This is a genomic window from Pelagibacterium montanilacus (assembly GCF_003992665.1).
Taxonomy (GTDB): Bacteria; Pseudomonadota; Alphaproteobacteria; order Rhizobiales; family Devosiaceae; genus Pelagibacterium; species Pelagibacterium montanilacus.
Map to the genome: position 1 here is coordinate 38,439 of NZ_RZMX01000012.1, position 25,368 is coordinate 63,806.

Annotated in this window: 29 protein-coding genes and 2 pseudogenes; 18 read left to right on the forward strand and 13 right to left on the reverse strand. The window is 64.0% G+C overall.

The features are described from left to right. Position 1: 1 nt before the first annotated feature. The 3 genes from thrS to EO136_RS04095 all read right to left on the reverse strand — a co-directional run bounded on the left by thrS (position 2) and on the right by EO136_RS04095 (position 2,791). A complete protein-coding gene (thrS, locus tag EO136_RS04085) occupies positions 2 to 1,975 on the reverse strand; it encodes a threonine--tRNA ligase (protein WP_127143195.1) in 1,974 nt (657 codons plus the stop codon). 70 nt (positions 1,976 to 2,045) lie between these two features. Next, positions 2,046 to 2,363, reverse strand: coding sequence for a membrane protein insertion efficiency factor YidD (gene yidD, locus EO136_RS04090; RefSeq protein ID WP_127143196.1), 318 nt, complete (start codon positions 2,361 to 2,363; stop codon positions 2,046 to 2,048). Then, a complete protein-coding gene (locus tag EO136_RS04095; protein ID WP_127143197.1) occupies positions 2,363 to 2,791 on the reverse strand; it encodes an iron-sulfur cluster assembly scaffold protein in 429 nt (142 codons plus the stop codon). Before EO136_RS04095 ends, yidD begins: the two co-directional genes overlap by 1 nt. A 212-nt stretch (positions 2,792 to 3,003) precedes the next feature. On the opposite strand from EO136_RS04095, the gene folE reads away from it, so the two are divergent. Then, entirely contained in the window at positions 3,004 to 3,633 is a 630-nt protein-coding gene (gene folE / locus EO136_RS04100; RefSeq protein ID WP_127143198.1) for a GTP cyclohydrolase I FolE, read from the forward strand. A gap of 58 nt (positions 3,634 to 3,691) precedes the next feature. After that, entirely contained in the window at positions 3,692 to 4,156 is a 465-nt protein-coding gene (gene hisI, locus EO136_RS04105; RefSeq protein WP_127143199.1) for a phosphoribosyl-AMP cyclohydrolase, read from the forward strand. Here the strand turns inward: hisI and EO136_RS04110 are convergent. Continuing rightward, on the reverse strand, positions 4,144 to 4,908 hold the full coding sequence (locus EO136_RS04110) for a rhomboid family intramembrane serine protease (RefSeq protein ID WP_127143200.1): 765 nt from the start codon (positions 4,906 to 4,908) through the stop codon (positions 4,144 to 4,146). The two genes, hisI and EO136_RS04110, sit on opposite strands and share 13 nt — an antisense overlap. Before the next feature lie 199 nt (positions 4,909 to 5,107). Here EO136_RS04110 and EO136_RS04115 point away from each other — a divergent pair, with 199 nt between their 5' ends. From EO136_RS04115 to EO136_RS04145, 7 genes and pseudogenes are all read left to right on the forward strand, one after another. Then, positions 5,108 to 5,773, forward strand: coding sequence for a PAS domain-containing protein (locus tag EO136_RS04115; protein WP_127143201.1), 666 nt, complete (start codon positions 5,108 to 5,110; stop codon positions 5,771 to 5,773). A gap of 113 nt (positions 5,774 to 5,886) precedes the next feature. Next, positions 5,887 to 6,516 carry a PilZ domain-containing protein gene (locus EO136_RS04120; RefSeq protein WP_127143202.1) on the forward strand — a complete coding sequence of 210 codons (630 nt, stop codon included), beginning with the start codon at positions 5,887 to 5,889 and terminating at the stop codon, positions 6,514 to 6,516. Positions 6,517 to 6,741: 225 nt separating this feature from the next. Beyond that, positions 6,742 to 7,086: pseudogene (locus tag EO136_RS04125) on the forward strand (cell wall hydrolase); the annotation flags it as partial. A 307-nt stretch (positions 7,087 to 7,393) separates the two neighbouring features. Next, positions 7,394 to 8,179 carry a transporter substrate-binding domain-containing protein gene (locus tag EO136_RS04130; RefSeq protein WP_127143204.1) on the forward strand — a complete coding sequence of 262 codons (786 nt, stop codon included), beginning with the start codon at positions 7,394 to 7,396 and terminating at the stop codon, positions 8,177 to 8,179. 66 nt (positions 8,180 to 8,245) lie between these two features. Continuing rightward, complete coding sequence (locus EO136_RS04135; protein ID WP_127143205.1) at positions 8,246 to 8,920, forward strand: amino acid ABC transporter permease; 675 nt, start codon at positions 8,246 to 8,248, stop codon at positions 8,918 to 8,920. Continuing rightward, on the forward strand, positions 8,917 to 9,576 hold the full coding sequence (locus tag EO136_RS04140; protein ID WP_127143206.1) for an amino acid ABC transporter permease: 660 nt from the start codon (positions 8,917 to 8,919) through the stop codon (positions 9,574 to 9,576). The genes EO136_RS04135 and EO136_RS04140 overlap by 4 nt, the downstream gene beginning before the upstream one ends. Beyond that, on the forward strand, positions 9,554 to 10,279 hold the full coding sequence (locus EO136_RS04145) for an amino acid ABC transporter ATP-binding protein (protein WP_127143207.1): 726 nt from the start codon (positions 9,554 to 9,556) through the stop codon (positions 10,277 to 10,279). Before EO136_RS04140 ends, EO136_RS04145 begins: the two co-directional genes overlap by 23 nt. A 59-nt stretch (positions 10,280 to 10,338) precedes the next feature. Here EO136_RS04145 and EO136_RS04150 read toward each other — a convergent pair whose 3' ends face one another. Next, positions 10,339 to 10,851, reverse strand: a complete 513-nt coding sequence (locus tag EO136_RS04150) for an SMI1/KNR4 family protein (protein ID WP_127143208.1) — start codon at positions 10,849 to 10,851, stop codon at positions 10,339 to 10,341. A gap of 138 nt (positions 10,852 to 10,989) precedes the next feature. Here EO136_RS04150 and EO136_RS04155 point away from each other — a divergent pair, with 138 nt between their 5' ends. Further along, a complete protein-coding gene (locus tag EO136_RS04155; RefSeq protein ID WP_127143209.1) occupies positions 10,990 to 11,616 on the forward strand; it encodes a transglutaminase-like cysteine peptidase in 627 nt (208 codons plus the stop codon). Positions 11,617 to 11,687: 71 nt separating this feature from the next. On the opposite strand, the gene EO136_RS04160 is transcribed toward EO136_RS04155, so the two are convergent. Further along, positions 11,688 to 12,014: a DUF6949 family protein gene (locus EO136_RS04160; protein WP_127143210.1), complete on the reverse strand. Its 327-nt coding sequence runs from the start codon at positions 12,012 to 12,014 to the stop codon at positions 11,688 to 11,690. 127 nt (positions 12,015 to 12,141) lie between these two features. On the opposite strand from EO136_RS04160, the gene EO136_RS04165 reads away from it, so the two are divergent. Continuing rightward, positions 12,142 to 12,816: a hypothetical protein gene (locus tag EO136_RS04165; protein WP_127143211.1), complete on the forward strand. Its 675-nt coding sequence runs from the start codon at positions 12,142 to 12,144 to the stop codon at positions 12,814 to 12,816. A 242-nt stretch (positions 12,817 to 13,058) separates the two neighbouring features. Here the strand turns inward: EO136_RS04165 and EO136_RS04170 are convergent, their stop codons facing one another. The 3 genes from EO136_RS04170 to EO136_RS04180 all read right to left on the reverse strand — a co-directional run bounded on the left by EO136_RS04170 (position 13,059) and on the right by EO136_RS04180 (position 15,083). After that, a complete protein-coding gene (locus EO136_RS04170) occupies positions 13,059 to 13,277 on the reverse strand; it encodes a DUF3126 family protein (RefSeq protein ID WP_127143212.1) in 219 nt (72 codons plus the stop codon). Between the two features lie 82 nt (positions 13,278 to 13,359). Beyond that, positions 13,360 to 14,184 carry a serine O-acetyltransferase gene (gene cysE / locus EO136_RS04175; protein WP_127143213.1) on the reverse strand — a complete coding sequence of 275 codons (825 nt, stop codon included), beginning with the start codon at positions 14,182 to 14,184 and terminating at the stop codon, positions 13,360 to 13,362. Positions 14,185 to 14,330: 146 nt separating this feature from the next. Beyond that, a complete protein-coding gene (locus EO136_RS04180) occupies positions 14,331 to 15,083 on the reverse strand; it encodes an alpha/beta fold hydrolase (RefSeq protein ID WP_246018257.1) in 753 nt (250 codons plus the stop codon). Between the two features lie 162 nt (positions 15,084 to 15,245). Between EO136_RS04180 and EO136_RS04185 the strand changes: the two genes are divergently transcribed. The 3 genes from EO136_RS04185 (at position 15,246) to EO136_RS04195 (ending at position 18,217) form a co-directional block, all read left to right on the forward strand. Next, a complete protein-coding gene (locus tag EO136_RS04185) occupies positions 15,246 to 15,491 on the forward strand; it encodes a zinc-finger domain-containing protein (RefSeq protein WP_127143215.1) in 246 nt (81 codons plus the stop codon). A 14-nt stretch (positions 15,492 to 15,505) separates the two neighbouring features. Beyond that, the gene (locus EO136_RS04190; RefSeq protein ID WP_127143216.1) at positions 15,506 to 16,693 is read left to right on the forward strand and encodes an FAD-dependent monooxygenase; all 1,188 of its coding nucleotides are present in this window, start codon (positions 15,506 to 15,508) and stop codon (positions 16,691 to 16,693) included. 90 nt (positions 16,694 to 16,783) lie between these two features. Continuing rightward, on the forward strand, positions 16,784 to 18,217 hold the full coding sequence (locus tag EO136_RS04195; protein WP_127143217.1) for a TCR/Tet family MFS transporter: 1,434 nt from the start codon (positions 16,784 to 16,786) through the stop codon (positions 18,215 to 18,217). Positions 18,218 to 18,274: 57 nt separating this feature from the next. Here EO136_RS04195 and gndA read toward each other — a convergent pair whose 3' ends face one another. Beyond that, positions 18,275 to 19,693 carry an NADP-dependent phosphogluconate dehydrogenase gene (gene gndA / locus EO136_RS04200; protein WP_127143218.1) on the reverse strand — a complete coding sequence of 473 codons (1,419 nt, stop codon included), beginning with the start codon at positions 19,691 to 19,693 and terminating at the stop codon, positions 18,275 to 18,277. Positions 19,694 to 19,870: 177 nt separating this feature from the next. Here gndA and EO136_RS04205 point away from each other — a divergent pair, with 177 nt between their 5' ends. Further along, a complete protein-coding gene (locus EO136_RS04205; protein ID WP_206513263.1) occupies positions 19,871 to 20,449 on the forward strand; it encodes a gluconokinase in 579 nt (192 codons plus the stop codon). Here EO136_RS04205 and EO136_RS04210 read toward each other — a convergent pair. The 3 genes and pseudogenes from EO136_RS04210 to EO136_RS04220 all read right to left on the reverse strand — a co-directional run bounded on the left by EO136_RS04210 (position 20,428) and on the right by EO136_RS04220 (position 22,402). Beyond that, positions 20,428 to 21,294, reverse strand: coding sequence for a TraB/GumN family protein (locus EO136_RS04210; protein WP_164730433.1), 867 nt, complete (start codon positions 21,292 to 21,294; stop codon positions 20,428 to 20,430). The genes EO136_RS04205 and EO136_RS04210 overlap by 22 nt on opposite strands. Before the next feature lie 102 nt (positions 21,295 to 21,396). Next, complete coding sequence (locus EO136_RS04215; protein ID WP_127143220.1) at positions 21,397 to 21,579, reverse strand: CsbD family protein; 183 nt, start codon at positions 21,577 to 21,579, stop codon at positions 21,397 to 21,399. Between the two features lie 68 nt (positions 21,580 to 21,647). Continuing rightward, a pseudogene (locus tag EO136_RS04220) lies at positions 21,648 to 22,402 on the reverse strand (SDR family NAD(P)-dependent oxidoreductase). A gap of 269 nt (positions 22,403 to 22,671) precedes the next feature. Here EO136_RS04220 and EO136_RS04225 point away from each other — a divergent pair. The 3 genes from EO136_RS04225 to EO136_RS04235 all read left to right on the forward strand — a co-directional run bounded on the left by EO136_RS04225 (position 22,672) and on the right by EO136_RS04235 (position 25,367). Further along, positions 22,672 to 23,004, forward strand: coding sequence for an EF-hand domain-containing protein (locus EO136_RS04225; protein WP_164730434.1), 333 nt, complete (start codon positions 22,672 to 22,674; stop codon positions 23,002 to 23,004). A gap of 156 nt (positions 23,005 to 23,160) precedes the next feature. Further along, positions 23,161 to 24,387 carry a chromate efflux transporter gene (gene chrA, locus EO136_RS04230; RefSeq protein WP_127143222.1) on the forward strand — a complete coding sequence of 409 codons (1,227 nt, stop codon included), beginning with the start codon at positions 23,161 to 23,163 and terminating at the stop codon, positions 24,385 to 24,387. 101 nt (positions 24,388 to 24,488) lie between these two features. Further along, the gene (locus EO136_RS04235) at positions 24,489 to 25,367 is read left to right on the forward strand and encodes a phosphate/phosphite/phosphonate ABC transporter substrate-binding protein (RefSeq protein WP_206513264.1); all 879 of its coding nucleotides are present in this window, start codon (positions 24,489 to 24,491) and stop codon (positions 25,365 to 25,367) included. Position 25,368: the final 1 nt, after the last annotated feature.

The window sequence follows — 25,368 nt, forward strand, 5'->3', positions numbered from 1 at the left end:
TTCAGTCCGCCTTGCGGCGCAGGTCGGGGGCGAGGATATCGGCCGACAGCGTCGCGATGGCCTCGGCCAGTGGCTTTACGGTCTGCCCCTGGCTGCCCAGTTGCCGGATCGAAACGGTCTGCTCGTCAGCCTCGCGCCGCCCGGCAACGAAGATGAACGGGACGCGCCCCACCGAGTGCTCGCGCACCTTGTAGTTGATCGACTCGTTGCGGATGTCGAGTTCGGCCCTGATGCCCTGAGCCCGCAACTGGTCCACTACAGAGCGCGCATAGTCGTCCGCATCGGAAACGATGGTCGCGACCACCACCTGCACCGGCGCCAGCCACAGGGGCATGCGCCCGGCATAGCTTTCGATCATCATGCCGATGAAGCGCTCGAGCGAGCCCAGGATCGCCCGGTGCAGCATCACGGGCCTCTGGCGCGATCCGTCCTCGGCCACATAGGAGGCCTCCAGCCGCTCGGGCATCACGAAGTCGAGCTGCAGCGTGCCGCACTGCCAGGACCGGCCGATGGCGTCCTTGAGGTGGAATTCGAGCTTGGGCCCATAAAACGCCCCCTCGCCTTCCGCGATCTCGAAATCCCGCCCGGTCGCCTTTAGCGCATCGCCCAGGCTTTTTTCTGCCAGGTCCCAGACGCTGTCCTCGCCGGCCCGGGTCTCGGGCCGCGTGGCGAGCAGAACCTTGACCTCGGTGAAGCCCATGTCCTCATAGACCGAATCCAGCAGCGCGCAGAATTTTTCGGTCTCGGCTTGGATCTGGTCGATCCGGCAAAAGATATGTGCGTCGTCCTGCGTCATCTGCCGCACACGCATCAGCCCGTGCAGCGCGCCATGCGCCTCGTTGCGATGGCAGCAGCCGAATTCCGCAAGCCGCAGGGGCAGATCGCGGTACGACTTGATTCCCTGGTTGAACACCTGAACGTGCGCCGGGCAGTTCATCGGCTTGAGCGCCAGAAGGTTCGCGTCAGCCGAAATCTCGGGCTGGTCACCTTCGGTCGAGGGCGTCTCGTCGGGCACAACGAACATGTTCTCGCGGAACTTGCCCCAATGGCCCGATTTTTCCCAGAGCTTGTTGTCCAGAAGCTGGGGCGTCTTGATTTCCTTGTATCCGGCCTTGGTCAGCCGACGGCGGATATAGGCCTCCATCTGGTTGTAGATGGTGAAGCCCTTGGGATGCCAGAACACCGAACCCTGCGCCTCGGGCTGGAAATGATAGAGGTCCATCTCCTGCCCGATCTTGCGATGATCGCGCTTCTCGGCCTCCTCGATCATATGCAGGTGATCGTCGAGCTGCTGCTTGGTCGCCCACGCCGTCCCGTAGATGCGCGAGAGCACGGGATTGTTGGAATCCCCGCGCCAATAGGCGCCCGCCACCTTGGTCAGCTTGAAGGCCTTGCCCACGTCCTTGGTGGTGCGCATGTGCGGGCCACGGCACAGGTCGAACCAGTCGCCCTGCCGGTAGATCTTGATCTGCTGGTCCGCCGGGATCGCGTCCACCAGTTCAACCTTGAAATGCTCGCCCTTGTCGGCAAAGACGCGCTTGGTCTCCTCGCGGTCCCACACTTCCTTGGTGAACGGGGCGCCCCGGTCCACGATCTCTTCCATCTTCTTTTCGATTTCGCGCAGTTCGTCCTCGGTGAAGGGCGCCTCGCGATGGAAGTCGTAGAAAAACCCGTTCTCGATCACCGGGCCGATGGTCACCTGCGTGGTCGGCCACAGCTCCTGCACCGCTTCGGCCAGCACATGGGCCGTGTCGTGGCGAATGAGTTCGAGCGCCGCGCTGTCCTCGCGCAGCACGAACTCGATCCGCCCGTCGGCGTGCAGCGCATCGGAGAGGTCCGAGAGCACGCCGTTCCAGCGCATGGCGACGGTCTTCTTGGCCAGCGACTTGGAGATACCCTCGACGATGGTGGTCCCGGTGGTGCCAGAAGCGTAGTCACGCACTGCACCGTCGAGGAACGTCACCTTGATCGTCATGTCTCAAATCTCCAGAACTGCTCACGATTGAGCGGGGTATAGCGGGCGGTTGATTACCATGAATTGGGCGTCAATCCAGCCCTTTGTCTGCCCGCCACCGCCCGTAGCGCCACGGCAGATACCACCGCGCCGGACCCGGCACCGCCTGCGGCACCGGGTCATAGCCATGGGTTCCCCCCGGACGGCAGCGCCAGATCCGTGCCGCGCCCATCCATCCCCCAGGCCAGAAGCCATGGGCAAGGATAGCGTCGCGGGTGAATTCCGAACAGCTCGGCGCGTGCCGGCATTGCCGCCCGATAAGGGCGGAAAGCGAATGGCGGTAGATCTGGATCAGCCCGTAAGCCGCCCATTTGAAGGGCCAGTCGATCACGGCCCAGATTCGGCCCATCACGCCCCTGCCTTGTCCAGCGCCTCGACGATCGCTTCGAACACCAGAAGGGTCGAGGCATGGCGCGGGGGATAGGCGCGCACCGGCTGGAGATAGCGCAGATCGTCCCATTTGCCGTCCGGCGGCCCGCCCTCGCTCTTGAGCATGTCCACCATGGTCCGGCGCAATTGCCGCAATTGCTCGGGCGTCGAGCCCAGCACGTGCTCGGCAACGATCGCCGCGCTGGCCTGCCCCAACGCACATGCCTGGATATCGGCGCCATAGGCGCTCACCCGCCCATCCTCGAGCGCAAGGTCCACCTCGACCACCGATCCGCAGACCCGCGAGGATTTCCGCGCGGTGCCATCGGGCGCATCGAGCCTTGGAAGCTGCCGCGCGGCCCCGACGATCTCTAGAATTCGGGTACTGTAGAGGTCGGAGAACTCCATTGTGCTAGTCTCCTTGCCCGGAGCAGGATTTGCCTTTGTTCACCGCTTGCGGCCAATCTGTTTGCTTGTCGGGGACATGATGCGCCCTATATAAGAGCCTGGACGCCGACCTGCAAAAGGCAATGGTCTAAAATTCTCACCCCGGCGTATTAGCTGCCGAGGGGCCGCATGGGAGATGGCCCGGCCATCCGATGCGAAAGGGATGCACCCAGATGGACATGAACGCCAAACCCACGCTCGCCGCAGCGCCCGTCACGCCGATGCCGCGCCAGCGCCCGTCCCGTGAAGAGGCCGAAGCCGCCGTGCGAACGCTGATCCAGTGGGCTGGCGACGATCCGGATCGCGAGGGTCTCATCGACACCCCACGCCGGGTGCTCGATGCCTATCGGGAGATGTTTGCCGGCTACGAGATCGACGCCCGCTCCGTGCTCAAGCGTACCTTCACCGAAGTGGGGGGCTATGACGACATCGTCCTGGTGCGCGACATTCCCTTCAACTCGCACTGCGAGCACCACATGGTCCCCTTCGTGGGCAAGGCGCACATCGCCTACCTGCCCCATGATGGCGTTGTCGGCCTCTCCAAGCTCGCCCGGGTAACCGACGTCTTTGCCAAGCGGCTCCAGACCCAGGAAAACCTCACCGCGCAGATCATCGAGGCGATCAACGACTCGATCAATCCGCGCGGCGCGGCGGTTATGCTCGAGGCCGAGCACATGTGCATGTCCATGCGCGGCATCCAGAAGCACGGCTCGTCCACGGTCACCCACCGGTTCACCGGTGTGTTCGCCGAAGACCGTCAGGAGCAGGACCGCTTCTTCGCCCTCATCCGCGCCGGTCGCTGATCCTCGCCCCTTGCGCGGGCTCTGGCCCAGCGCGATACAATTCCCTATGAGCGGCGCCATGACGCATCCTGACAGCCCTTTCCCCGCCGCCGACTCCATCACAAACACCGAGCGCGAATTGGGCGCCGTCTTCGCCCCGAAGTTCGACGCGTCGGGCCTCGTCACCGCCGTGACCGTGGACGCGGCAACCGGCCAGGTGCTCATGGTCGCCCACATGAATGCCCAGGCGCTCGAAGCGACCGTCAGGACGGGCTTGGCCCATTACTGGTCCCGGTCGCGGTCGGCGCTCTGGAAAAAGGGCGAAAGCTCGGGCGAGCTCCAGGAAGTGGTCGAAATCCGCACCGATTGCGATCAGGACGCCGTGATCGTCATGGTTAACCAGACCGGCCGTGGCGCGGCCTGCCACACCGGTCGCCGCACCTGCTTTTTCCGCCGCGTGGTCACAGGTTCCGATGGCGCGATCAGCCTCGAGGACGCCGGCGAGCCTACGCTTTTCGACCCCGAAGCGGTTTATGGATCCTGACGGCTGCGCACGTAGCGGTCAAACAGTGTCGGAAGCCACAGCCCGAAGATGAACCCGCCCACATGCGCCTCCCAGGCGATGGGAATCGCCTCGCCCGTCACCAGCGGCGCAAGCGGGATCAGAAGGTTCAGTCCCAGCCAGATCAGGATGAAGGCACGGGTGCGCGTATTGCGCATCAGCTCTCCGAATGTCGCCGTCCGCCGGCCCAGCACCACGATCTCACCCGTCTCGGGATGGCGCGCCCGCAGCACCGGCTGGAAGGCGAATCGCATGGCCGCGCCCGTCAGCGCCGATACCCCGCCCGAGGCCCCGATCAGCACCAGGAACTGGGCGAGTTGGCTGAACTGGATCACCGTCATCAGCATTGCTCCGGCCAGCGCACCACCGAGGAACACGATGACAGTGGCACCTGCCCCATAGCGCCGGGCCACCGGCGTGCCGAACACCAGAAGCCAACCGCTGTTGACCAGCAGATGCATGAGATCGGCGTGCAGAAAGGCGTGGGTAAACCCGCTCCAGAGCAGCGGCGCTGCACCGCCTGGCAAGGCGTTGGGGTCGACGATTCGCATGGGCACGAATCCCGCCCACATCCGCAGATTCGCCTCTCCCACCTCGTCGAGGACGAACGCGGAGCCGAAATGGACCGCCCACATGAGCCCGAGCACGATAGTGATCACGCCCGGCACGAGGAAAATCGGCTGCCGGACCGGGGGCTCCTGGCCGGGATCGGATGGCTGCCCGGGCGTGGTCATGGTCTGCTTTCTCCCGTTGCGCGGGCGGTTTCCCGGGCCCCGACGCGGCTTTCCACAATGGCACCGTGGAAATTAACCTTAACCAATGTTTAAGGGCGATTTCGCGGGCCGTTTTTGCCACTTTGGCATTCGAGCATGAAGGGCGATCCACCACCGGTCCGCACGTCCTTCACTTACCTATTGGGGATAGCGGGACACGATGCAACTGCGCAGCACAAAAACGCTCTACTCGTACTGGAACGACATCCGCGGCGCCCGCAGCGCCCCTGATCGGCGCGACATCGATCCCACCCGTATCCGGGACGCCCTCGCCTATACCTTCATCCTCGAATCCGAGGATGGGCTGGACTTTTCCTTCCGGCTCGCGGGCTCGCATCTGTGCGCCAGCTATTGCCGCGAGCTCAAGGGCCGCAGCTTCGGCGCGCTCTGGCCGGCCCGGGACCGGGACGCGCTCGATACGCTGGTGCGCGCCGTCACCGAGGACCACGCGATTGCCGTTCTCACCTTCGAGGGTCGCTCCGAGCGCAACGAGACCCTCGCCTTCGAGACGGCACTTTTTCCCCTGCGCCACAACGGGGTCACCTGCTCGCGCATCATGGGCAGCATGACGGCGCTCGATACCCCGTACTGGCTCGGCATTCACCCCATCGTGCAGCAGCGGATCACGGGCCTGCGGCTGATCTGGCCCGACGACGCCTCCGATTCGATCGCCACCGGTTTCTCCATCGCCAGCGACAGCGATCAGACCACGCGGTTCGGCGCCGCCCTGCGCGAACCCATGCCGTCCATGCCCTCGAGCCTGGCCGGCGTCTCCGCCCGGCGCTATGCGCATCTGGCGGTCATCGACGGCGGCAAAGCCCAGTAGCGCTGCGGAAGCGATTGGACTAAAATCGGCAGCGCTGGCCTTACCAACCGTTAAGGCAAATGCACTTAAGGTTGACCTGACCGATAATCCGCGACGATTCAGCGAGAGCCCAAATGCTCACCGAGAACCTTGCCTTGGCGACCCGGGCCCAGCGCGGCCCGCGCGAAACCGAGGATCGATTCCAGAGCGTTCGGGTTTCGCTTCTTGGCCGTTACATGCTCGCCGACCGGCGTGAGTTTCCCTGCCAGGTCATCGAGATGTCCCCCGGCGATGCATGCGTCATCGCGCCCGTGGTCGGGATCGAGGGCGAGAAAGTCGTCGCCTACCTCGATCATCTGGGCCGCGTGGAAGGCCGTATTCTCGCGCTGATCGACGGCGGGTTCCGGATGGACCTCATCGCCTCCCCCCGCAAGCGCGACAAGATGGCCGCCCAGCTCACCTGGCTGGCCAACAAGGACCTTCTCGATCTGCCCGAAGACCGCCGTCACGAGCGTGTGGTCCCCGATATCCGGCATTCCTCGATCCTTCTCGAGGATGGTCGGCGCTACAATTGCAAGATCACCGACATCTCGCTCGGCGGCGCCGCCGTCGAGATGGACGTGCGGCCGGCCATAGGCACGCCGGTGACCCTCGGGCGCATGCGCGCCCGCGTGGTGCGCCATTTCCCCGACGGCATCGCGGTCGAGTTCGCCTCGGTCCAGGAAATGCTCACCGTGGTCCAGCAGAACCTGCGGATCAACTGATCGCGCCTGCCCGGTGCCGCCGATCGGTCTTGGTCAACACACCATTAACGTCCCATGGTTTAGTTTAGCGTTCTCAGTGCTGGGAGGCCCCATGCTGTTTGGACGGATTTTTCCATGACCACCCCATTTCGCACCCTGAGCACACTTATGGCCGGCGCCGTGCTGGCCACCACGCTTTCGGGGTGCATCACCCTCTTTGGCTGGGGTGGCGGAAAAGGGGCGCATGAATGTCTCGTACGCGCCATGTATTTCGAATCCATCCGTTCGAGCGATGAGGGCATGCTGGCGGTCGGCACCGTCGTCATGAACCGGGTCGATGACCGGGCTTTTCCCGACGATGTGTGCGGTGTCGTCGGCCAGAAGAACCAGTTCGCGCCCGGCGTGCTCACGCGCGCCATGACCGAGCCGCGCAGCGTCGAGCGCGCTTCCAGGGTGGCCAGCGATGTGTTGCGCGGCAAGCGCCATCACGGCGTACGCGGCGCGAAATACTTCCACACCGCCGGGCTCACCTTCCCTTACAAGAACATGCACTACGTGCTGGTCGCCGGCGGCAACGCCTTCTACGAGCGCCACTAGAGCGTTTACAGAAACAGTGAGAACACTTCGCCGGTTCAGCCGCGACAGTTCAAAGACTTGGAACGCCTGTTCCGATTCCATCAGAGCAGCAGCTCTAGCCATCGCAAATGCCGGCCTGTCATAGCCGGGCACATCACGCCAAGCTGCTCATCACTTGAGCAGCTTGGCTTGCCCTGCCCATCAAACGCGCAAATCCGGCATTGGAAGCCGCGAGCACCAGGCGTACAGCCCCGGAAACCGGGCGCTGGCACAGCGCTTGCAACTCTTTTCCCCGTCAGACACTGGAACACGGGGAACCGCAATGCAGAGACGTTCATTCATCGCCCTCGCCGCAGCCTTGGCGACACTGGCCGGGGCCACGGCGCCCGCCCACGCCGATGCGCTCGAGACGATCATGGAAACCGGCACGATCCGCATCGCGGTCCCGCAGGACTTCCCGCCCTTCGGCAGCGTGGGCACCGATCTCCAGCCTGTCGGGTACGACATCGACATGGCCATGCTCATCGGCGAGCGGCTTGGCGTCGACGTCGAGATCGTTCCCGTCACCAGCGCCAACCGCATCCCCTATCTGCAGACGGACATGGTCGATCTCGTCATTTCCAGTCTCGGCAAGAATGCCGAGCGCGAGGCGGTCATCGACTTCACCGATGCCTATGCGCCCTTCTTTAACGGCGTCTTCGGGCCCGACAGCATCGACGTGGGCAGCGTCGAGGATCTTGATGGCCAGATCGTCGGCGTAACGCGCGGGTCGGTCGAGGATCTCACCCTCACCGACATGATCGGCGACGGCGTCACCATGCGCCGCTACGAGGACAACAACGGCACCATTTCGGCCTTCCTGTCCGGCCAGGTCGAACTGATCGCTACCGGCAACGTCGTTGCGGCCGCCATTCTCGAGCGCGACCCCGACATCCGGCCCGAAATCAAGTTCCTGGTCCAGGATTCGCCCTGCTATATCGGGCTCAACCAGGGCGAGGATGCGCTCAAGGCAGCGATCAACGAGATCATCGCGGAGGCCAAGACCGACGGATCGCTCGAGGCCATCTCCATGGAATGGCTCGGCCAGGAGCTTCCCGAGGACCTGTGATCACGCGCGGCGTGTCGGCGCGATCGGCGCCGGCCCGCTCCCCCTTCCTCTCCCGGAGAGCGATCGATGGGCTATCAGCTCAATTTCGGCTGGATTCCCCAGTATATGCCCGTGCTCCTGCACGGCATCGGCATCACGATCTATCTGATCGCGGTGGGCGCCGTTGCCGGCTGCATCCTGGGCATCGTCTGCGCGTGGACGCGGGCCCTCGGGCCTGTCTGGGCGCGGCCACCCGTGGCCGCCTATGTCGAGCTGATCCGCAACACGCCATTCATGGTGCAGCTCTTCTTCATCTTCTTCGGCCTGCCTTCCCTGGGCGTCCAGATGAACGAGTTGCAGGCAGCGACCCTCGCGATGATCGTCAATCTGGGCGCCTATAGCTGCGAGATCATCAGGGCCGGCATTCAGGCGACGCCCAAAGGCCAGTTCGAGGCCGGCGCGAGCCTCGCCATGAGCCGCATCCAGACCTTTCGCCATGTGGTGCTGATCCCCGCCCTCCAGCGCATCTGGCCGGCGCTGAGCTCTCAGATCGTCATTGTCATGCTCGGCTCGGCGGTCGTGTCGCAGGTCGCGGCCGAGGACCTCACCTACGCGGCCAATTTCATCCAGTCGCGCAATTTCCGGGCATTCGAGACCTATATCGTCGCCACGGTGGTTTATCTGGGGCTGTCCATCCTGCTGCGCTTTGCGCTCGACGCTCTGGGCTGGGTCCTGTTTCCCCGGCGAAAGGCAGCGCGATGATCGAGTTCACCTACTGGGACATCATCCGCAATCTGCTGCTGGCCACGCGCTGGACCATCCTGCTGTCGCTGGTGTCGTTCATCGGTGGGGGCCTTGTCGGGCTGATCGTGATGTCGATGCGCATCAGCAAAAACCGCATCGTCTCCGCGATCGCGCGCGGCTATATCGAGCTCTTCCAGGGCACCCCGCTCCTGATGCAGCTTTTCCTCGCCTTTTTCGGCATGGCCCTGCTCGGCTTCACCGTGCCCGCATGGCTTGCAGCGGGCACCGCGCTCATCCTGTGGACGGCCGCCTTCCTGTCGGAGATCTGGCGCGGCTGCGTCCAGGCGATTGCCAAGGGGCAGTGGGAAGCCTCGGCGAGTCTTGCCATGAGCCGGTTCGAGCAGATGCGCTACGTCATCCTGCCCCAGGCCATCAGGATCGCCATACCGCCCACGGTCGGCTTTTCGGTGCAGGTGGTCAAAGGAACCGCGCTCACCTCGATCATCGGCTTCATCGAGCTCACACGGGCCGGCACCACGCTCACCAATGCAACCTTCCAGCCCTTTCTCGTCTATGGGCTCGTCGCGCTGATCTACTTTGCCCTGTGCTGGCCGCTCTCGAAAAGCAGCCAGATTCTCGAAAGGAGACTAAATGTCTCTCATAACCGTCACTGACGTCAGAAAGCGCTTCGGCGAAAACGAGGTCCTCAAGGGCATCACGCTTGAGGTCGGCCGGGGCGAGGTAGTGGCGATCATCGGAAAATCCGGATCGGGTAAATCGACCCTCCTGCGCTGCATCAATGGCCTCGAGCAGATCAATGACGGCGCGATCTCCGTGGCCGGAGCCCAACTGCTGCCCGGAGAGGCCGCCCTGCGGCAATTGCGGCTCAAGATCGGGATGATCTTCCAGTCCTTCAATCTCTTCCCTCATCTCACCGCTGGCCGGAACGTCATGCTCAGCCAGCAGGTCGTCAAAAAGACGCCCGCCCCAGAGGCCGAGGGGATGGCCCGCCGCATGCTCGAGCAGGTCGGCCTCTCCGAAAAATTCGATGCCTATCCCGACGAGCTGTCCGGCGGCCAGCAGCAGCGGGTTGCGATCGCCCGCGCCCTTGCCATGGAGCCAATGGGCCTTCTTTGCGATGAGATCACCTCAGCGCTCGACCCAGAGCTGGTGAGCGAGGTTCTGGCGGTGGTCAAGCAACTGGCGGCCGAGGGGATGACGCTGGTCATGGTGACCCATGAGATGAAGTTCGCCCGCGATGTCTGCGACCGGGTCGTGTTCATGCACCAGGGCCGCGTGCACGAGGTCGGACCACCCGCCGAAGTCTTCGCCAATCCCGGAACGCCCGAACTCAAGCAGTTCCTCGGAATGCTTTAGGCCGCTGAGCTGTGGCGTTTCCGAACCGGACGGGTGTCTCCGGTTATCATCGAAACGCTCTAATCCTGCAGGTCGGGCGCACGCCGCGAATTGTGCTCGGGCTCCCCGGCCGCGATCGCGGCCTCGGCGCTGACGAGGAGTTCCTCGATCCATGCCCAGACCGAGTCGTGGACTTTCTTGACCCTACCCGATGCGAAGTCCAGCACCCACACCGCCGAGTCCGCATGGCCCTCAGCCAGGAGGTACATGGGCTTTTCCCCGTGGTGGGCGGCGATGAACAGCGCCTCTTCGGGCACGTCCGGATCGATGTCGTCTTCGGCATATTCGTCGATCACATCCCGGGCCTGCCGGTTGATCCGCCCGAGCTGATCGAAATAGACCCAGTCCGCATGGTCGTCCACAAGCCTCCCCGCGCGGTGCCCGATGACCGACAGGATATCCCTGTAGGACTCCGGCAGGGGCCCGAACCGGGAGACCAGATGGTCGATCTCCTCGGGTGTACATCCCTCGATATCCTGGGGATCGGCGATGTTGGACGCAATCAGTCTCGCCCTTAGCGCTTCAGGCCCCATACCGGATTCTCCGTGTGATTTTTCATGGCTAACAGCCTGTAAATAAACCAGATCAAACTCGATTCAAAACTGGCTATCAGTTTTCGGATCGGTGCAATTCGCCCCGGTTACCGTGATCTCCATCGGGGAGATTGCACAATGAACATCAAATCGATCGTCGCATCCGGCCTTATCGGCCTTCTGGCACTGACCGGCATGACCACTCTGGCAATGGCCCAGGATCATTATGGGCATCCGGCTTTCGCAAGCGTCGCCGGCCCAACCTCGGTGCCCATCGGCCACCACGAATACTGCCAGCGCCGCTCCGGCGATTGCCAAGCGTTCCACACTCCCGGCGATCGCGTCAACCTGACCGATGCAAAATGGGCGGACCTGCAGGCGGTCAACAACCACTACAACGTCACGGTGACTCCCGCCAGCGACCAGGACCTTTACGGCGCTCCGGAGTTCTGGACCTATCCGGTCAACGGCTATGGTGATTGCGAGGACATCGTCATCGGCAAGCGCGCCGCGCTCATCGAGCGGGGCTGGGATGCCTCGAATTTGCTGATCACGGTGGTGTCCCAGCCCGACGGCGAAGGCCATGCCGTTCTGATGGTCCGCACCGACCGCGGTGACCTCGTCCTCGACAATCAGGACAGCCTCATCAAGATCTGGACCGACACCCCCTACACATATCTCAAGCGCCAGTCACAGACCCACGCCGGCCAGTGGGTCGATATCCTCGACGCCCGCGGCGAGGTCGCCGTCACTGCCGGTTACTGAGCCAACGCCTCGCGCCTCCCCGACATCGGGCGCCAACTGGGCCGGCCTTTCACACGAAAGGCCGGCCATTTTCATGCGATCGCGCGCATGATCCCCACATAGGTGCCAAGGATCATCAGCCCGGTGAAAAAGCTCCAGCCAAAGGCGATGAAGGACGCCAGAAGCGCCGAGGTGGTCGAGATGCGGTTGCTTTCATCAGATGAGAACCCCAGGCGCAGCATCAGATAGGGACCGCAGACAAAACTCACGAACAGATTGAGGACGGCCTCGATCCCCGTCTCCCCATGCCATCGGAACACCGCTGTCTGACGCGCGACGCCCTGGTAGAGATGCGTCCCCATGCCAGCTACGCACAATCCCACCCCGATGATGAACATGGACAGGACAAGATCGTGCATGGTGAATCACCACCCCTTGTTCTCGGCACATACCGCATTTGCTTAATGGTTTATTAAGCATATCGGGGTTCACACTGCTTGTCATGCAGGCTCACCCCGGTTGGTTAATTGTGAAGACGTATCCACGATGAGCGCATCCGGCCTGTCGCGTCCGTCTGCGACCACCTCGTCCCTCCCCTACACGCTTGCAGTGATCGCGCTCACGGTCGCGATTATTGGCATGGGCGCGGCCCTTGGAATTTCGACCTGGCTCGATTGGCGGGCCGAGCGGTCCGCCGCGGCGGCGCTGGAGGCCACCTACATCAAGACGATCGGCGCCCAGCACTATGTGGTGCCCGCGGCGCTCCTGCCCCAGCCGGGACAGCACCGGGAGGGCTTTGCCGAGCGCATGGACCTCGCCTTTACCCTGCCTCTGGGGCCGGCCGGCGCACTCACCGAAATCGGGATGACCATTGTGCCGCGCGGCCGAATCGTCCCCAGCGCCACGCTTCTGGATTCGGTGTACATGCGCCAGTTCGGCACCGGTCAGGCCTCGGGGGTTCCGGGTCTGGTGGGCAAGCCGCTCGATGGCGATGCCGGCACGTCCGGGGAAACGGTGTGGTACGACCCGCTGAGCGCCCAGCCCTTCGCCGCCAAGTGCATGCAGCCTATCTCGACGGAGACGCCCGGGCTCACATGCCTGCGCGCGCTCCCGCTCTCGGACCGCAACACAGCCGTGATCAGGTTCGCGCCACATGCGCTGGCAAATTGGCGGGCTTTCGACCGGACGGTCGAGCAATGGCTGGACGGGCTGCGACGTTAAACGCGTTCGCCGAGATGACCTCGCAAACGCCAAGAGCAGGAAGCAGTGCACCGCTCCCGCGGAAGGGAAGCACCCAGGATCGTCTCACGGGCGCTTCTCGAAGTCCTTTTGCGCTTAAAGCGTTTCCGGGAAATGCCTGTCCCAGACCCCGATCTGGGATGGTCCCACTTTTCCGGTTCACAAACGCGACAAATCAAAGACTTTGAGCTCCTGCTCTGATTTCAATCAGAACAGGATATGCTCTAGCTGACTTCGTCGAGATCGATATCGAGGATCGAGACCTGCATCATGTAGGAGCGCTCGCCCTCGTCCTCATCGAGATAGATCAGCCCGATGAATTCGTCGCCCAGATACAGCTCGACAGAGTCGTCCTGCTTGGGACGCGGGCGCACATCGATGGACGCATTTGCGAATTTCTTTTGCAGATACTTCTGCAGCTTGATGATTTCTTCGTGCTTCACAAAATTTCTCCGGTTCGCGTGGGCGGACCATTACCCATCACGCGCTGCACTTCAATGCCGAAGCACGGGAAATCAGAAGCTCTCAATCCTTGACGGGGACCATCACGATCTGATCCATCACCGTCGCAGGCTGGTTGCATCCCGCTTCGCCCACCACCCGGGCAGGCACGCCCGCCACTGTCGTGCGCGGCGGCACTTCCTTGAGAACCACCGACCCCGCGGCGATGCGCGAGCAGTCGCCCACGCGGATATTGCCCAGGATCTTGGCACCCGCACCGATCAGCACGCCGTTCCCGATCTTGGGGTGGCGGTCCTGATCGGACTTGCCCGTCCCCCCAAGCGTCACGCTGTGCAGGATCGAGACGTGATCGCCGATCTCGGCCGTCTCGCCCACGACAAAGCCTGTGGCATGGTCGAGCATGATGCCCTTGCCGATCTTTGCGGCCGGGTTGATGTCCACCTGGAACACGACGCTGGCCCGGCTCTGCAGGTACAGCGCGAAATCCCGCCGCCCCTGCTGCCAGAGCGCGTGTGCGAACCGGTGGGTCTGGATGGCCTGGAAGCCCTTGAAGAACAGGAACGGCTCGATCACCCGCTCGCAGGCCGGATCGCGCTCATAGGTCGCCGCGAGATCGGCGCGCGCGCCATCCCCGATCTCAGGGTGCGCGACGAGCACATCGTCGAGCGCCTGCCGGATCAGATCGGCGGGAACGTCAGCATGGTCGAGCCGCGCGGCCAGTCTGTGGGCCAGCGCGGATTCGAAGCTCTCGTGATTGAGCACGCAGGAGATCACCATCTGCGTCAGCGATGGTTCGCTCGCGCAGATCTGATGGCCTTCCGAAACGATGGCATCCCAGACCGGATCAATGGCCTTGAGCCTGGAAGACGACTTGAAGCTGGTGCTCATTGTGTTCTCCGAGGAACCTGCCAGACGGCCAGATATAGGAGATTCATTCTCCCAGACAACGGGCAGCGTGGCAAATTGGTTCACATTTGCCTTCCGTCCCGCCAATCGCGCCCTGCCGTGCCGGCGCCCTGAGAATCACGCTGCCCTCAGGCCGGATGGATCCGCCCCAGGAACTCCAGGGCCCCGGCCTTGAACTTGGGATCGCCGGTGGTGCGCATGTGATCGCGCCCCTCTACGGTAATCGCCTCGCCCTTGGGGATCATGCCCGCAAGTGTCGGCGCGTCGCCCCCTGTGGTATCCTCGCTGCCCGTCACCACCAGCACGGGCACGGGGATCGAGCCCACCTGCTCCTCGGTGATCCGCGTGCGCGATCCGGCCATGCAGGCGGCCAGCGCCTCGCGATCGCTGCCGGTGTGGTCGGCAAAGATCCGGAACTGCCGCCCGGTCTTGTGCGTCACGTCCGAAAGTGCGGGCGCCTTGAGCGCCGCGATGATCTCGTCGCTGTCGATCATGGGGCTGACCATATTGGCGCCCAGCCCCCCGAAAATCGCACAGGCGACCTTCTCCGGCGCCTGCAAGCAAACGAAGGCCGATATCCGCGCACCCATCGAAAACCCGATCAGCGCCACTTTCCCCAACCCCAGGTGGTCGATCAGATTGGCCACGTCGCGCGCCATGTCCTGTGCGCCATAGACGTCCGGATCGTAGATCTTTTCGGACTTGCCGTGCCCGCGATTGTCCAACGCTACCACCTGATAGCCTGCCGCGTTGAGCGTTTCGACCCAGCCGGTATTGACCCAGTTGATCTCGATATTGGACCCGAACCCGTGTACCGCGATGACGGGCGGGCCCTCTCCGAAGACCTCGTAGCGCAGATCGAAACCTTCGGATTGAAACATCGGCATAAGGGATTCTTTCGACTCTGGTTTTCATCGGGCAACTGCCCACTGCTTTTAAATGCCGCACCGCGATCTGCCAACCGTGCCCAGATCAGCGCTGGCCATCACGCCCCCTAATGGGTATGGTCCGGCCCAATCGCCAACCACCGGCAATGATCTCTCATGGCTCAGCACAGCACCCCCCATTTTCATAACTCCGAAGGCCTGGCGCGCATCGAAATCGGCGCACGGGAATTTCAGTGCGTGGGCGCCAAGCCGCCCTACGATCACCCGCACGTTTTTCTCGACATGGGTGGAGACGACGAGATCGTCTGCCCCTACTGCTCCACGCTCTTTGTCTTCAGCGCAGCCCTGCCAAGAGGGTCTGCCAATCCCGAATCGGCGATCTTTCACCTCGAAGACGCCTGAGAGGATCGAACCCGATGGCGGCCAACCGCACCATCGTTGTGGTCGGCGCGGGCATAGCGGGGCTCTCGCTGTCGCTTGCCCTGGCCAAGTTCGGTCTCCACGTCACGCTTCTTGAGCGCGAGACCGTCATCAGCGAGCTCGGAGCCGGTCTCCAGATCAGCCCCAACGCGCGGCGCACGCTCGATCGGATGGGCCTGGGTCCGGCCATTGCCACCACCAGCTTTGAGCCCGACGGGATCGACATCTATCGCGGCGGTGCGCGCAAACCCATCCAGACGCTCACGCTGGGCGACCAGATGCGCCAGCGCTACAAGTTGCCCTATGTGGTCATGCACAGGGCCGATCTCGCCCAGGCGCTCCACACCGCCGTCCGGCGCTTCGCCAATATCGAACTGGTGACCGGCGCCAGAGACCTGGAAATCGATCAGTCCGGCCCCTCCCCCCGGGTCCGCTTTTCCGAAGCGGATGGCACGGCCCGCAAGGCGAGTGCCTTTGCCGTCGTCGGCGCCGATGGCGTGCGCTCGGATATCCGCACGCGGGCTCTGGGCGGACCGCAGGCGCAGTACAGTGGCCGCGTGGCCTGGCGCACCCTCGCCCCCTCCGCCGCGCTCGACGGGCTGGTCGACCGCCGCCGCACATCGCTGGTTCTGGGCTCGGGCTATCACTGCGTGATCTATCCTTTGCCCCACCGCGACGCCATCAACGTGGTTCTTTTTTCCTCGGCGCCGGAAAGCCGGTTGGCTGGCCTTCTCTCGGCCCGCGCGCCCGATCTCAAGCCAAGGATGAACAAGCGCCTCTCATCTCTCCTTGCCCGAACCGGCGACACGTGGACGCCCTGGGTCGTCTCCACCGTGCGCACCGATCTCTGGCACCGCGGCGCCGTGGGGCTGATCGGGGACGCGGCCCACGCCATGCTGCCCTTCCAGGCGCAGGGCGCGGCCATGGCCATCGAGGATGCCGAGACGCTGGCGCCCCTGCTCTATTCCTCGCCCAATGCCCAGCATGCCTTCCAGCGGTTTACCGCGCTCCGCAGGCCCCGTGTGCACAAGGTCATGGACATCTCCGAAGCGAACGGGCGCGCCTTCCACATGCGCTGGCCGCTCTCGCTGGCCCGTGACACCGTCATCCGCATGCAAGGTCCCCATGGTCATCTGCGCCGACTCGATTGGCTCTACGGCTTTGACACCATGAAGAGTTCCTGAAACCGCACCTCCCCCCGATCCGGGGGGATTGTCTTGGGGGGTCAACTATGCGACCCCCCGCACGCAACGCGATAACCATAGCTGGACCAGATGCGCGCAGATCACCGGTCGCGACTGCCCCTCGTCTTTATCCTGATCACGGTGTTTCTCGACATCGTGGGACTGGGCATAATCCTGCCCGTCCTGCCCGGCCTGATCCTCGAGGTCACTGGGGAATCGGTGGTCGAAGCCGCGGTCATAGGCGGCTACCTCGTGTTCGTTTATGCGACCATGCAGTTCTTCTTTTCCCCGATCCTGGGAAACCTCTCGGATCGCTGGGGACGTCGGCCCGTGCTCCTGCTCTCGTTGGTGGGGCTCTCGGTGGACTACCTCATCATGGCCTGGGCCCCCACGCTGATCTGGCTGTTCGTCGGCCGGGCACTTTCTGGCATCTGCGGCGCGGCCATGGGAACGGCAACCGCCTATGTCGCCGACATTACCCCCAAGGAAAAACGCGCCCAGCGCTTCGGGCTGATCGGCGCGGCCTTCGGGCTGGGCTTTATCGTCGGCCCGGTGATCGGCGGTGAGCTGGGCGAGTTCGGGCCCCGGGCACCCTTCTATTTCGCCGCGGCACTCGCCGCCGCCAATGTGGTCTTCGGCTTTTTCGTCCTGCCCGAAAGCCTCTCCAAGTTCCGCCGCCGCCGCTTCAACTTCAAGCGCGCCAACCCCTTCGGCGCCATTCTGGCCTTCCGGCACAGCCCGGTGATCATCGTGCTCCTGGGCTGCCTGTTCCTGTTTGCCCTCGCCGGGCAGACCTATCCCAACGTCTGGAACTTCTTCACCATCCAGCAATTCGACTGGAGCACTTCTCAGGTCGGCCGCTCACTTGCGGTCTTCGGGATCCTGTTCGCGCTCAGCCAGGCCGTTCTCATCGGGCCCGCCAACCGGCTCGTCGGCCCTGCCGGCACAGTCCTCATCGGCCTCTCCTTCGCCGTCGTGGCGCTGTTCGGCGTGGCCTTCGTGTGGACCGAACTCGGCCTCTGGACGTTCCTGGTCATCGGCGCCCTGAGCGGGGTGGCCGCGCCCGCCCTCACCGGTCTTCTGGCCAACAATGTGCGCTCCAACCGCCAGGGCGAGCTTCAGGGCGCGGTCAATGCCACCAACGCGCTCACCGCCATCATCGCCCCGGTGGCCGCCACCCAGCTTTTTGCCCGTTTTACAGGCGAGAACGCCCCGATCATGTTCCCCGGAGCCCCCTTCTTTGCTTCGGGCATTCTTGTCACGTTCTCCGTCGGCGTCTTCCTTTACGCCGCGTTCCGGTTCGACCTCTTCGGCTCGCACCTGACCGAGGAGGCGACCAGGCCCGTAATGAGCCCGCCGCACGGCCAGGCCGTCAATCTTCCAGCCATCGAGCAGCAATTGCGCGAGCAGGACATCGCGCTCGAAGACCTCATGGATCTCGAAAACATCGTGATCACCGGCAACGCCCCGCCTGTCGACGAGGGCTCCATGGGCAGCGGGCGCCACCGGCGGCCAGACACCTGACAACGAAAAACGCCGGGTCAATGACCCAGCGTTTTCCATCTGGTTGGTCTCGGGGGCTCAGCCCGCCTTGCCGATCAGACTAGGCCAGTCATGGTGGAAGTCGCCGTCCTCATCGGTCCGTTTGAAGCCATGCGCGCCGAAGAAGTCGCGCTGGCCCTGGGTAATGTTGGTGGTCCCCTGCGCCTGCCGGTAAGCGTCGAAATACGCGAGCGCCGAGGACAGGCACGGCGTGGGCAACTCGGCCATGGCACAGGCGGCGACGACCTCGCGCAGCGACCCGTTGGACTCTTTCATCATTGTGACGAAATCGGGCTGGGTCAGAAGGTTGGCCGCGTCGCCCTTGGCGAAGGCCTGGGAAATCGTGTCCAGGAACCGCGAGCGGATGATGCAACCCGCGCGCCAGATCTTGGCGATCTCGTCGAGCGGAAGATCCCATCCGTTTTCTTCGGAAGCCTTGGCCATCACGGCAAAGCCCTGCGCGTAAGCGGCGATCTTGCCGGCCAGCAGTGCGTTCTCGAGCGTCTTGAGGTCGACCCTCGCCTTGCCCTTGGGCGCCGCGCCATAGAGTTTTTCGCCCGCGATCCGCTCTGGCTTCATGGCCGAGATCGACCGCGCCGCCACCGCACCCTCGATCGTTGTTGCCGACACGCCGAGATTGAGCGCCTCGATCGCCGACCAGCGCCCGGTGCCCTTCTGGCCGGCCTGATCGACGATGATCTCGACCAGCGGGCGCCCGGATTTGCTGTCCACCGCGTCGAGCACGTGAGAGGTGATTTCGATCAGGTAGGAATCGAGCGGCCCCTTGTTCCACTCGCGGAACACTTCGGCACACTGGGCCGGGCTCATGTCCAGCCCGTCACGCATCACGCCATAGACCTCGGCGATCATCTGCATGTCGGCATACTCGATGCCATTGTGGATCGTCTTTACGAAATGGCCCGCGCCCCCGGTCCCAAGATAGGCGCAGCACGGCTCGCCATTGAACTTGGCCGAGATCGCCTTGAGCACCTCTTCGGCATTGTGCCACTCGTCCTCGGACCCGCCGACCATGATCGAGGGACCGTGCCGCGCGCCTTCCTCGCCGCCCGAGACGCCGATGCCGAGAAATCCGATTCCCGTGCCGTCGAGCTCGGCAAAGCGCCGGACCGTGTCGTGATAATTGGCATTGCCCGCATCGATGATCACGTCGCCCTTCTCGAGGTGCGGCTTGAGTTGGGCGATCACCGCGTCCACGGGATCGCCGGCCTTGACCATGATGATGACAGAGCGCGGCGCTTTCAGCATGGACACGAAGGTTGCGATATCGGCGTCGCCGCTGACGCGGTCGGCCAGCGGCCCGGCATTGGCGATGAACGCCTCGATCTTGTCGGGCGTGCGGTTGTTCACCGCGATCCTGTACCCGTTGTCCGCAATATTGAGCGCAAGGTTTTCGCCCATGACACCGAGCCCGACCAGTCCGATATCTGCTTGAGGCATCTGGTTTTCTCCCCGAGGATGTTGTCTTTGGTGCGCGCTGCGTGCATGAGACAGCATGGTGGCGCGAGTGATGTGCTCCCGGTTTAATCGGTTTGGGGCAAGAATGCGAGCGCGGCTGTACCGGTATCATGCGAGAAATGTAACCGGTTACACGCCGCGCACGGGGCAAGACGAGAAATGAACGAAACGCACTTCGATACCGCTTCGGCCAACGCCGAGGGCTTGCGAAAGGCCCGGCTGTTCGTGGTCATGGGCGTCTCGGGATCGGGCAAGTCCACCATCGGCGAAGCGCTGGCCGACCGCATCGGCGCAGCGTTCATCGACGCAGACGATCTGCACCCCAGGGCCAATGTGGCCAAAATGGCCGGCGGACACGCGCTCGAGGATTCCGACCGCTGGCCCTGGCTCGAGATCGTCGCCAACGCCATGCGCGACCGCGCCCAGAGCATGGGCAGCAGCGTGTGCGCCTGCTCGGCGCTCAAGCGCAGCTATCGCGATTTTCTGGTTCGGCACGCGGGCGAGGCGATCGGCTTCGTCCATCTTCATGGGGACAAGGCGGTGATCGCCGAGCGCCAGTCGGGTCGCAAGGGCCACTTCATGCCCTCGAGCCTCCTCAAGAGCCAGTTCGATACCCTCGAGCCGCTGGCTCGGGACGAACTGGGCGTCCTGATCGACGTCAGCGGCACGGTAAGCGAGACCATAGATGCCGCCGCGCGCGCACTGGGCGCACCCGGTCAGCGCAGCTCGACCTCGTAGCCACGCGCCTCGAGCAGCTCGGGGATCGAGCCCTCGCCCACGAAATGACCGAGCCCCACCGCGACCAGCGCCGTGCCCCCGTCGGCCACGATCTCCTCAATCTGGTCGGCAAAGCCGATATTGCGCTGGGTAAAGAGCCGGTCGTGGAATTCCGGCGCCGTCACATAGGCTTGCTCAATGGACTCCGCCAGCGCGTCCAGGTCACCATCGGCCCAGGCGTCCACCTGCTCGACCATCGCATCACCCGAATTACGGATATCCAGCAGCGTCTGGCGCAGCATTTCGATCTGCGCCTCCTCGCTCATCCCCGCCAGGGTTTCGATCTGCTCCTCGACCGTCTCGAAGGCCAGAATCCGCTTGCCGGCGTCCTCCGCCTCCGCTTCGATCAGGAGGTCTAGGCTGTTGGCCGGATCGAACCCGGCTTCCACCAGCGGTATCGTGGTCAGTTGCAGCGCCGCGAACCAGGGCTGGACATGATTGATCGCCTCGATAGGCACCCCATAGGTCTCGAGCGCGTCCTCCAGCAGCGCGAAATCGTCCGCCTCCAGCCTCTCACTCAACGAAGCCTCGGGCGAAAGCGCACGCTCCATGATGTCCGGCACCATCGCCTCGGGATCGCCCGCGCCTGCCAGTTCGAGCCACACCACATCGGCCGCCTCGAACGCGGCGTCAAAGGCCTCGGTGCGCCACGCGGCCCCATCGCGCATCAGATGGATGGTCCCCACCATATAGACGGTCGCATCCTCCTCCTCGATCACCCACAGCGGAGGCTCTGCAAGAGCCGCCCCCCCGATCATCGAGACGGTTCCGGCCAAAAGGAGAGGTGCAACAAGGCGAGAGGGCATGGGCTTTCCTTTTTCGATAAAGGGGGTCGATGACCACCGGACCATAACAAAGGGGCCGCTCCGTGTCCCGGAACGGCCCCCAAGAGGGAATGGTGAGTGAAGTCAGTCTTCGAGCTTGTCGCGCACGGCGTCCTTGGCCTTGCCGGACTTCTCCTGAACATGGCCCTTGGCCTTGTCCATCTTGCCCTCGGCCTGAAGCTGTTCGTTTCCGACAGCCTTGCCAACGGCTTCCTTTACGGCACCCTTGGCTTTGTTGCCGGCGCCTTTGACTTCATCTTTGTGCATGGGATGTCTCACCTTGGTAGGATGAACATATAACGTCATGCACGAGGACAGGTTCCTTCACGCCTGCGTTACTGCGCGGCGTAGGCTCCATCGACGAGATGGTACGATCGGTGATGAACGAAGCCTCGTCCGAGAGCAGGAAGGCCACGAGCGCCGCCACTTCCTCGGGCTTGCCCAGCCGGCCGATCGGATGCAGCCCGGTCAGCTGCTCTTGCGCCTCTGCGTCGAGGTTATCGTCGATCAGCGGCGTCTTGATGAACCCCGGTCCCACGGCGTTCACGCGGATGCCCTTCGCCGAATATTCGATCGCGGCGGTCTTGGTGAGCCCCACTACGCCGTGCTTGGCGGCCACATAGCCCGAGGCCGTCGCAAAGCCATTGGTCCCCAGAATAGATGAGACATTGACGATCGCGCCGCCGCCCCGCTCGAGCATGGCCGGGATCTGGTGCTTCATGCAGTAGAATACCGAGTTGAGATTCACCGCGATGACCTTGTTCCAGCCCTCGTCGCTGGTCTCGGCCACCGGCTTGTTGTCGCCTGCGATCCCGGCGTTGTTGACGGCGAGGTCCAGACCACCGAATGTCGAGACGGCATGCCTGACCATTTCGGCCACCGCCGCCGGGTCCGCCACATCGGCGCGCACAGCGCTGGCCTCGCCACCCGCCGCCTCGATCTCCCCGACCACCGACTTCGCACCATCGAGGTCCAGGTCCGAGACCACCACTCTGGCGCCGGCCCCGGCCAGCTTGAGGCTGACCGCCTTGCCGATGCCCGAAGCCCCGCCTGTAACCAGGGCGACCTTGTCCTTGAACCCGTCCGTCATGTCCAATCTCCGTGTTCTGGTTGTGCTGGGCGCCGTGCGCCCGCCTTCATGGGAGATGGGAATTCAGTGGCATGAACGAAAGGTGCGGCGACCACGCTCCCCGACACTGAACCGCCCGGCAATGGCCTCCAGATCGCCCAAACCCTGCCCGAACCTCGTCACACCCGGCGTTCACGTTGGCATCACGAACTCGCGATCAGGCGGGCTCGGAGGGCGGCAGGCAGTCGTGCTGGCGCCCTTGCCTACCGACGAAATCCAGGAGTAGACCGTTGAAAAACATCACACTTACCCTCGCCACCGCATTCGGGCTCACCATCGGCGCGGCAGGCGGCGCTTTCGCGCAAGGGGTCGATTTCAACTCGGTTGACGCCAACAATGACGGCCAGGTCAGCTTTGAGGAGCTTCAGGCTCTCCTCCCGAACATGACCCCGGAGGACTTTGACGTGCTCGATGCCTCGGGCACCGGCAGCCTTTCGCAGGCCGAATTCAACGTGCTGCTCGAAGCTCCGGCCGAACCAGCTCCCGCGGATCCGATGGCCCCAGCCGAGCCAGCCCCTGCGGATCCGATGGCCCCTGCCGATCCCATGGCGCCTGCGCCCTGATCGCGCCGCCACATTGCAATCCTCCCGGCCGCCCTGCGCTCATCGCGCGGGGCGGTTTTTCCATGAACGTTCTGTGACATGGGCCCGGTCCCCTTGCCCGCTCAAACCGCTTCCTGCAAAAGGCGTATGTCGAGACCATAAGGGGGAGGCACGGCGATGCAGCAAGGTGTCGAGGGGAACCGCACTCCTGAAGCCAGGGGCACGCCTCTCGAAGTCTTTGTCGCGTTTCTGATGCTTGGGCTGACCTCGTTCGGCGGCCCCATCGCTCATCTGGGCTATTTCCGGACCGAGTTCGTCGAGCGGCGCAAATGGCTCGATGATCGCAGCTATGCCGATCTCGTCGCGCTCTGCCAGTTTCTCCCCGGTCCCGCTTCGAGCCAGGTTGGGTTCGCCATCGGCCTCTCGCGCGCCGGACCGCTCGGCGCATTGGCCGCATGGACCGCTTTCACCCTGCCCTCGGCCATCCTGCTCGTCGCCTTCGCCTATGGAGCCGCCGCCTTCGCAGGGCCCGTCGGATCGGGCATCGTCACGGGGCTCAAGATCGTCGCCGTGGCCATCGTGGCTCAGGCCGTGTGGGGCATGGCCCAGGCCCTTTGTCCGGACCGCGAGCGCGCCGGCATCGCGCTCGGCGCCGTTATCCTTGCCGTCTTCGTGGCTGGCTCGCTCGGTCAGGTCTCGGCGATCGCGCTCGGCGGGCTCGCCGGCCTGCTCCTTTGCCGCCCCGATCCCGGCACCGCGCGCCCATCGGAGGCCCAACCCCTCCACATTCCTGTCTCCCGCTCCGCCGGGATCGGATTGCTGGCCGCCTTTGCGCTGCTGCTCCTTGCCTTGCCCCTCCTCGCGGGAACGGCCCAGCCCATAGCCATCTTCGATGCCTTCTACCGCGCCGGCGCGCTGGTCTTTGGCGGCGGCCACGTCGTCCTGCCCCTGCTCGAAGCCGAAGTGGTGCAAGGCGGCCGAGTCGCAGCCGACCAGTTCCTCGCAGGCTATGGCGCGGCACAGGCAGTGCCCGGCCCGCTCTTCACCTTCGCGGCCTATCTCGGTGCGATTCTCGATCCCGGCCCCAACGGCATCGCCGGCGCGGCCATATCGCTCGTTGCTATCTTCCTGCCCGGGCTGCTCCTGCTGGTCGGTATCATGCCCTTCTGGGACCAGTTGCGGACCCGGCCCGCCATCCAGGCCGTCATGCGGGGTGCCAATGCGGCGGTCGTCGGCATTCTCGGCGCCGCGCTCTACGATCCGGTGTTCACCAGCGCCATCATCGACGGCCCGTCATTCGCCCTCGCCCTCGTCTGCTTCATACTGCTCGTCCGCTTCAGGGCACCGCCCTGGGCGATCGTTATTGCCGGCGCCATTGGAGGCGTTGCGCTCTCGCTTTTGTGAAATGTGATCGAACCGTCACACAGCCTATATCGAACTGTCATACGGACATGGTGGAAGGACGGTGCTCAAACAGTCACCTGTCCTTTCAAGGAGTTCAGACCGTGAACCGCCTGACCATTTCCCTCGCCGCGCTGACGCTTGCCGCGCTCACCGGCACCGCCAACGCCCAGAGCGTCGCCGACACCTGCCCCGCCACCCTTTCGATGGCCGACACCGGCATCGAAGGCATGGCATCGCTCGATGAGGCCTTCGGCCCTTTCGCGGAAAAGTTCGAGGAACTGACCGGGGTGGAGCTGGAGCTCTTCTCGCTCTCCAACCGCACCGCTGCCGGCACCGCGCTCGCCTTTGACGAAGTCGACTTCGTCTTCGCCGGCCCGTCCGAATTCGTCCTCTTCCAGCAGCTCGCCGAAATGGACATCCTGTTCTCGGTCGTGCGTCCCGAATACGGCTCGAGCTTCGTGGTCAAGGCCGACAGCGGCATCGAATCCATGGCCGACCTTGCCGGCAAGCGCGTCGCCCTCAAGGACGCCGGCTCGACCTCGGGCCACATCTTCCCGATGATGATGATGACCGAGGCTGGACTTGACGTGGACAGCGACGTCGAGATCATCATGGCCGGCGACGCCCGCATCCAGGTTCTGATCAACGATGACGTCGACGCCATGGGCGGCGGCAACAAGGATTGGGACGCCGTGCGCGAGCAGGATCCCGAGACCGAGTATCGCCTCCTGGCCCAGACCGAGACCCTCCCCGGTGACCCGGTCGTGATGCGCGCTACCCTCGCCCAGGAGTGCCGGGACGCCCTGCGCACCACCCTGGCTGATCACCACGACGAACTCTGGGAAGCGCTGACCGCAACCGACCGCAACGCCGACAAGTTCATCGAGCGCGGCGCCTATATGTCGTTCGAGACCGACCCGGCCATCTACGACATGGTCCGCGATGCCTACGAAGTCGCGGGTATCGCGCTGGACGACTAGT